The 6596-nt window shown below is 66.5% G+C and carries 7 protein-coding genes and 1 pseudogene; 4 read left to right on the top strand and 4 right to left on the bottom strand.

The annotated features are described in order from the left end of the window. Positions 1-753 (top strand): ABC transporter substrate-binding protein (locus JWP90_RS09665; RefSeq protein WP_297363142.1); only part of this gene is annotated, 753 nt, incomplete at its 5' end. A 61-nt stretch (positions 754-814) separates the two neighbouring features. On the opposite strand, the gene JWP90_RS09660 is transcribed toward JWP90_RS09665, so the two are convergent. Both JWP90_RS09660 and JWP90_RS09655 read right to left on the bottom strand, forming a co-directional pair. Then, positions 815-1621 (bottom strand): class II fructose-bisphosphate aldolase, encoded by an 807-nt coding sequence (locus JWP90_RS09660; RefSeq protein ID WP_297363139.1) that lies wholly within the window; start codon positions 1619-1621, stop codon positions 815-817. Positions 1622-1643: 22 nt separating this feature from the next. Beyond that, the gene (locus tag JWP90_RS09655) at positions 1644-2447 is read right to left on the bottom strand and encodes a DeoR/GlpR family DNA-binding transcription regulator (protein WP_297363136.1); all 804 of its coding nucleotides are present in this window, start codon (positions 2445-2447) and stop codon (positions 1644-1646) included. Positions 2448-2602: 155 nt separating this feature from the next. On the opposite strand from JWP90_RS09655, the gene JWP90_RS09650 reads away from it, so the two are divergent. From JWP90_RS09650 to JWP90_RS09640, 3 genes are read left to right on the top strand one after another with little or no spacing between them, the layout of a single operon-like run. Continuing rightward, entirely contained in the window at positions 2603-4135 is a 1533-nt protein-coding gene (locus JWP90_RS09650; protein ID WP_297363133.1) for an FGGY-family carbohydrate kinase, read from the top strand. Next, positions 4132-4917, top strand: coding sequence for a DeoR/GlpR family DNA-binding transcription regulator (locus JWP90_RS09645; RefSeq protein WP_297363130.1), 786 nt, complete (start codon positions 4132-4134; stop codon positions 4915-4917). Before JWP90_RS09650 ends, JWP90_RS09645 begins: the two co-directional genes overlap by 4 nt. Beyond that, positions 4914-5897, top strand: a complete 984-nt coding sequence (locus JWP90_RS09640; RefSeq protein ID WP_297363127.1) for a 1-phosphofructokinase family hexose kinase — start codon at positions 4914-4916, stop codon at positions 5895-5897. The genes JWP90_RS09645 and JWP90_RS09640 overlap by 4 nt, the downstream gene beginning before the upstream one ends. Here JWP90_RS09640 and JWP90_RS09635 read toward each other — a convergent pair. Then, the gene (locus tag JWP90_RS09635) at positions 5834-6487 is read right to left on the bottom strand and encodes a hypothetical protein (protein ID WP_297363125.1); all 654 of its coding nucleotides are present in this window, start codon (positions 6485-6487) and stop codon (positions 5834-5836) included. The two genes, JWP90_RS09640 and JWP90_RS09635, sit on opposite strands and share 64 nt — an antisense overlap. A 13-nt stretch (positions 6488-6500) precedes the next feature. Next, positions 6501-6596 (bottom strand): annotated as a pseudogene (locus JWP90_RS13200) (DeoR family transcriptional regulator); the annotation flags it as partial.

The following is a 6596-nucleotide window of genomic DNA, read 5'->3' as shown; positions in this document are numbered from 1 at the left end:
AAGTTCGACCCGACCCTGCAGAAGCCGCTCGTCGACTCGGTCGTGGCGTCCAAGCCTGACGCGCTCCTCGTCGCCCCGACGGATGTGAAGGCCATGGAGGGTCCGCTGAAGGCAGCGGCCGATGCGGGCATCAAGGTCGTTCTCGTCGACACGACGGTCGAAGATCCGTCATTCGCTGTCTCGAGGATCGCCAGTGACAACAAGGGCGGCGGCGCTGCGGCGTTCGACGCCATCAAGGGAGAACACCCGGATGGCGGCAAGGTGCTTGTCGTCTCTGTCGACCCGGGCATCTCAACGACCGACGCTCGGGCCGAGGGCTTCCAGAAGGCAGCCGAAGCAGACGGTAACTTCGAGTTCCTCGGCGTCCAGTACAGCCACAACGAACCGGCCACCGCGGCTGAGATCGTGACGGCAGCGCTGCAGAAGAACCCGGACATCGTAGGCATCTTCGCGGCGAACCTCTTCGCTGCGGAGGGAACGGCGACGGGCGTGCAGCAGGCCGGCAAGCAGGACGAGGTGACTATCGTCGGCTTCGACGCCGGGCCCGCCCAGGTGAAGCAGCTGAAAGCCGGCACGGTTCAGGCGCTTGTCGCACAGGAACCAGCGACGATCGGTGAGAACGGCGTTGAGCAGGCCATTCGGGCGCTGGACGGAGAGAAGACCGAGGAAAGCATCCAGACCGGCTTCACCATCATCACGCAGGACAACGTGGACGGTGACGCCAAGAACGCCATCTACAAGTCAAGCTGCTGATCGACTGAAAGCACGAGGACGGCCCCGGGCATGCCCCGGGGTCGTCCTTCGTCGGTAGTCGTCAGATGAGACGCAGGAGGCGTTCCACTTCGTCTGCGACGGCTTGCCGAGCCGGGCCCAGGTACTTGCGAGGGTCGACGAGGTGAGGGTCCGCCGTGAGTGCGGCCCTGACGCGTCGGCTGAAGACGCCGTTGATGTGTGTGGATATGTTCACCTTGCGGATGCCCAGCCCGACGGCGCGGACCAGGTCGTCGTCGCTCACTCCACTTGAGCCGTGCAGGACGAGAGGAACGCTCAGTGCGTCGGCAAGCGCGGCGATGAGGTCGAAGTCCAGCGTCGCGCTCCGCGACGTCATCGCATGAGAACTACCGACAGCGACAGCGAGGCCATCCACTCTCGTGCCCGCGACGAAGTCGACGGCTTCATCGACATCGGTCCGAACGCCCGGCGTATGCGCGCCACCCTTGCCGCCGATGGCGCCGAGTTCGGCTTCCACCCAGACACCGTGCTCCTGCGCTGACCTGGCGACGGCGGCTGTCCGCTGCGTGTTCTCAGAATACGGAAGCGTCGCCGCGTCGAACATAACGGAGGTGAAACCGAGGGCCACGGCCTCTGCGACCAGCTTCTCGTCCTCGGCGTGATCCAGATGCACAGCGGCGTCGACGTCGGCGTCTGCGGCGAGACGGAGAACCCCAAGCGCCGTCGGCGCGAGCGCTCCGTGGTACCGGGCCGCATTCTCGGAGATCTGCAGCACGACGGGCCGCCCGGCGCGCTCCGCCCCCAGCAGAATGGCCTCTGCATGTTCGAGTTGGATCACATTGAAGGCCAGGACAGCCCGATGGCGATGGAGGATATCTCCGGTGGTCACGAGTGGCACTGTGCGGTTCCTCTCACAGGGATTCGATGGATGGCTCGGGCGGCATGCCGGCTGCGACGAGGCGGACGGCCGGGCCGGCGGCGCTGAGCTCCTCGGCCGTTGCTGCGTCCACCCTGTCATCCGTCACGAGAACGTCGAACTCGGCGAGGTCGGCGGCGTGGCAGAACGACCTGGTGCCGACCTTCGACGCCGTCACAGCGAGGACACGACGACGCGCCGCCCGGAGCATACCCCGTTTGATCTCGGCTTCCTCGGGCAAGGTGGTCGTGACGCCGGCCGTGAGGTGGACACCGTTGGCTCCGAGCACCGCGACGTCGACGTGGAGTTCATCGAGCCGGCGTTGTGCCCAGCCGCCGACGGTCGCCTGAGTGACGGCGCGGACCTGGCCGGGCAATGCAAGGACGGTGAGTTGCGGTCGGCCAGCGAGAAGAGCCGCGACGGGCAGGCTATTGGTGACGACGAGGAGTCGGCTGTCCGCTGGGAGCAGCATGGCGATTTCCAGCGTCATCGAGCCGGAGTCCAGGAGGATCACGCCTTCCTCGGGCAGATCGGCGACAACCTGCGCCGCGATCGCCCTGCGTTCATCCGCCTCGGTCGTCCGTCGGGTCTGTATGGGCAATTCGAATGGGACACGATCGACGAGGGTCGCTCCGCCGCGTTGCCGCCGGACTGCTCCCTGCCGTTCGAGCACCGCAAGATCACGTCGGATCGTTTCCCTGGCGACACCGAGGCGTTCGCTGGTCTCGGCAACCGAAATCCGGCCGGATGCGTCCCGCGCGGCCGTGAGGATGACGGCGTGCCGTTCGGCAGGGTACATGGCACTCTCTCGTGCGGATAAGGTTCGGATCCGGTCGGCTCCATCGTAGCCGAAACTGTTGCCGCAATCTCCGTTTGTGTTGATAAGCTGCTCGAACCACACACAATCAGACTTCTCGCCGACCGCCAGGTGGGGGACAAGACCAGGGAGTGATCATGAGCGAGCGAGATGGTCGCCGCAGATATCTCCTCGGGGTCGACGCTGGGCAAACCGCCGTGAAGGCGGTGGTCCACGATGAGCAACTGCGTCCGGTCGCCACCGCACGCCGGTCGAGTCCGATCGATCGTCCGGCCGAGCGTTTCGCGGAACGCTCGCAGGATGCACTCTGGGATGCGACAGCGGACGCGATCTCGGACGCTGTCCGACTGTCCGGCGTTGACGCAGCTGACATCGTCGCCGTTGGCATCGCCGGCCACGGCGACGGGCTCCATCTCGTCTCCGCAACGGGCGAGCCGGTGGGCCCGGCGATTACGGCGATGGATTCACGGGCATTCCGGGAGGCCGCAGAGCTGGCCTCAGACCCCGGACGGCTGCGAACCGTCCTCGAGCGCTCAGGGCAGCTGCCGACCCCGGGCGCAGCAGGCAATCTTCTGCTGTGGTTGTTGCGACACGACCCAGAACGTGTGCAGCGGGCCGACGCCATGCTGTTCTGCAAAGACGTCATCCGACTGCGCCTCACCGGCATCATCGCCACCGACTACTCCGACGCCTGTGCTTCGGTCCTCGACACGTCGACCGCCAGCTGGAGCGCGGAAATCATCGAGGCCTACGGTCTGCCAGCGGACATCGCACGACTCCTTCCGCGGGTGCATCGGAGCGGCGATGTCGTCGGCACGGTTTTGGCCGAGGCGGCGGCAAGGACAGGCCTCGCCACCGGGACCCCGGTCGTGGCTGGAATGCATGATGTGCAGGCCGCGTCCATCGGGATGGGTGCTCTCGTGCCCGGGCGACTCGCTCTGGTAGCCGGATCCTTCAGCACGAACGGTGTGACCACCGTTCGACCGGACGTTGATCCGCGGTGGCAGTCGAGGTTGTCGATCACACCGGACCTTCGGATCGCCATGTCGACGTCAGCCACCGCGTCGCCCAGCTTCGATTGGATTCTTCGCCTGCTGGGCGTGACCGCCGACACCGAACGCGATCTCCTGCTCGCTGAAGCTGCGCGGCTCGACCCGCAAGAGAATGTGCCACTGATCCTTCCGTTCGTCGTGAACTCACCGCTCGGCTCCGAGCCGTCAGGAACGATCGCGGGCATTCGGTCCTGGCACACACCGGCTCACGTTCTCCGGGGGGCCCTGGAGGGGATCGTCCTCATGCATAGCTGGCACACCCGCGCTCTGGCCGAACGGTTCACATGGGATGATCCCGTCGTCCTCGGGGGAGGTCTCAGCCGTTCGCCTCTGTATGTGCAACTCGTCGCCAACGCCCTCCGTTCGCCAATCACCGTCGTGGATTCCGATGAAGCGGGTGCATTCGGTGCCGCTCTCGTCGCCGGCGTCGCAGTTGGCGTCTTCGACTCAGTCGAACAGGCGCAGGATGAGCTGGTGAGCCGGGCACCTGCCGTGCACCCCACCACAGAATCCGCCGACTATTGGGGAAACCTTGTCTCCTCATTCGATTCGTTGCTGAGTTCGATGGGACCGTGGTGGTCGGAAGAAGCCGGCCTGGCAGACGGGGAGCGCGCGTGACCGTCGTTGACGTTGCTGAGGCGCGCGTGAATGCCAGGCGCGACCGGATCCTGGAGCGTCTTGGTCGGGACGGGCGGGTCGAGGTCGGGGACCTTGCCGTCGAGCTGGCTGTCACCGAGGAAACGATACGACGGGATCTCCGGTCGCTCGAGAACCATCGCCTGCTCCGGCGCACCCACGGGGGCGCCGTGAGCGTCGCCGCCGGCGAACCGATGGCACGCTTGAGGCCTGCCGAATGGGAACCGATGGCTGCTGCCGCGGCTGACCTCGTTTCGGACGCACCGGCGGTGTATCTCGGCCCCGGACCTGTCTGCGAGATGGTGGCAGCACTTCTGGCCCAGCGGCCGGGGATCCAGTTGATCGCCGGCTCGACGTCGGTCGCCCTCACGGCGGTGCTGGCCAACCCCGACGCGAAGGTGCACACGATCGGCGGGGCCGTGCAAGCGGACGGCTCGCTGTCTGGGATGTGGGCGCGCGATCAGCTGGCCGGCCTTGAGGTTGACTTCAGTGTGATCGAGACCGACGGATTCACACCGGACGGGTATTTCCTGGCGTCTGATCCTGAAGGCGCCGCGGCGCTTTCCGCCGCGCTGACCGCCGCGCGAGCGGCCGTCGTTCTCGTGAAGGGGGGCTCGCCCGCCGGCCCTGGATACGTGAAATATGCTCGGCTGAGCGACGTGGATCATGTCGTGGCGTCCGCAGGAGTGCCGGAAGGTGACCTCGACCGACTGCAGGATGCCAACCTCGACGTTCTCGTCATCGGCTCGGACGTGAAGTCATGAGCGGCATCGTCACTGTGACACCCGCGGCGGCGATCGACCGGACCTATACCGTCTCCCAGTTGCGCTTCGGAGAGGTCAACCGGGCGAGCGCTGTCTCCACCGAGCTGAGCGGCAAAGGCGTCAATGTCGCGCGAGCGGTGGCGCTCGGCGGGCACCCCGTGTCCGCTGTCCTCCCGTTGGGGACCGATGCGCTAGGGCTCGCCGAATCCTCCGCAAGCCAGGGGTTGCTCGTCATCGTTCCCGCTGGCGGGCGAACCCGAGTGAACACGACGTTGCTCGACAGGGAGTCGGGGACAACGAAGATCAACCAGAGCCCGCTTCCCCTCCACACCGCGGTGTGGGAGGCCCTGGTCAGCCAGGTGGACACAGAGATCACCCGTCTCGCCGCCGACTGGCTGGTGGTGTCAGGCTCACTGCCGCACATCGTCGAGTCCGACCTCATGGTTCCGTTCCCCGATCTGCTCCGGAAGGCACAGCAGCGGGGGGTCCGTGTCGCCATCGACACCGCAGGGATCGCCCTCGAGACAGCCACTCAGCATCTGGATCTCGTGACCCTTCTCAAGCCCAACACCCACGAACTCGCCGAATTGACGGGTCGTCCGCTCCGATCGATCGGGGATGTTGCAGGGGCAGCCGCCGAGCTGCACCGCGGAGGATGCGACGTCGTCTACGTGAGCATGGGTGCAGACGGCGCCCTTGCGCTCTCGGCAGACGGACTCTGGCACGCGCGAGCGCGAGCGACGGTCGTCAACACGGCCGGTGCTGGCGACGCGTCGCTGGCTGGATTCCTCGTCGGATCGTCGGGTTCAGACCCGAGCGCGATCGATGTCCCGTCCGGCCTTGCCCTCGCTGCCTCCTGGGGAGCGCTCGCCGTCTCACAGGCAACCACCGCCCTGACATCCCTCGACAACGCGCCTCAGCCGGTCCTCGTCCGCGATCCGGACCCCGCCACGCCCCTGGGCGAACCGGCGATGCCCTGAGACGTGCTCAGCTGGAAGCGTCTGGTTCGATCAGCGGATATCCGGCACGAGGCGGCGATACGGGTCAAGACGCACGTCTGCGGGTCGAGGTCGGTGACAAGCGTCGTGACGCGATCCAGCGCCAGCGCATGAACGTGCGAATGCGATTGGAGCTTGCTCGCATCGACAGCGAGCACCACCTCGCCGGAGGCTCGCGCCATCGCGTCCTTCACAGCGGCTTGCTCCAGCGTGCTCTCACTCGTCCCGCTCGACGCGTGCACCCCCATGGCAGAGAGGATGCTGCGGTCAAGGTGAAAGGCGGCGAACGTCTGCTGCGTCAGACTCCCGACAAGACTCAGCTTTCGCTCCTCCCGTTCACCCCCCGTGAGATAGGCCTGGACACCGCGTTTGCGCGACAACGCCTCGAACGCGACCAGATCGTTCGTCACGGCAGCGACCGTGAGGTCCGGGGGTATCAGCTCGGCGAGAACAAGCACCGTCGTTGACGCATCCAGCCCGATCACCCGCCGTCCGGGATGAGGGGGAGGAGCTTCGCGGCGATGGTCTGCTCGCCCGAAGCTGACGCGAGCGCCGAAGCGTGAAAGGGGCATCGTCGACGGTGACGACGCCGCCCCGTACCCGGCGGACGCGGCCCTCCCGTTCCAGGACGTCGAAGTCTCTGCGGATCGTCATCGGGTGCACCTCATACCGATCGGCGGC

It is taken from the genome of Mycetocola sp., assembly GCF_025464835.1.
In the GTDB taxonomy this organism is placed as follows: Bacteria; Actinomycetota; Actinomycetes; order Actinomycetales; family Microbacteriaceae; genus Mycetocola_A.
This window is presented reverse-complemented; position numbering and strand designations above follow the sequence as displayed.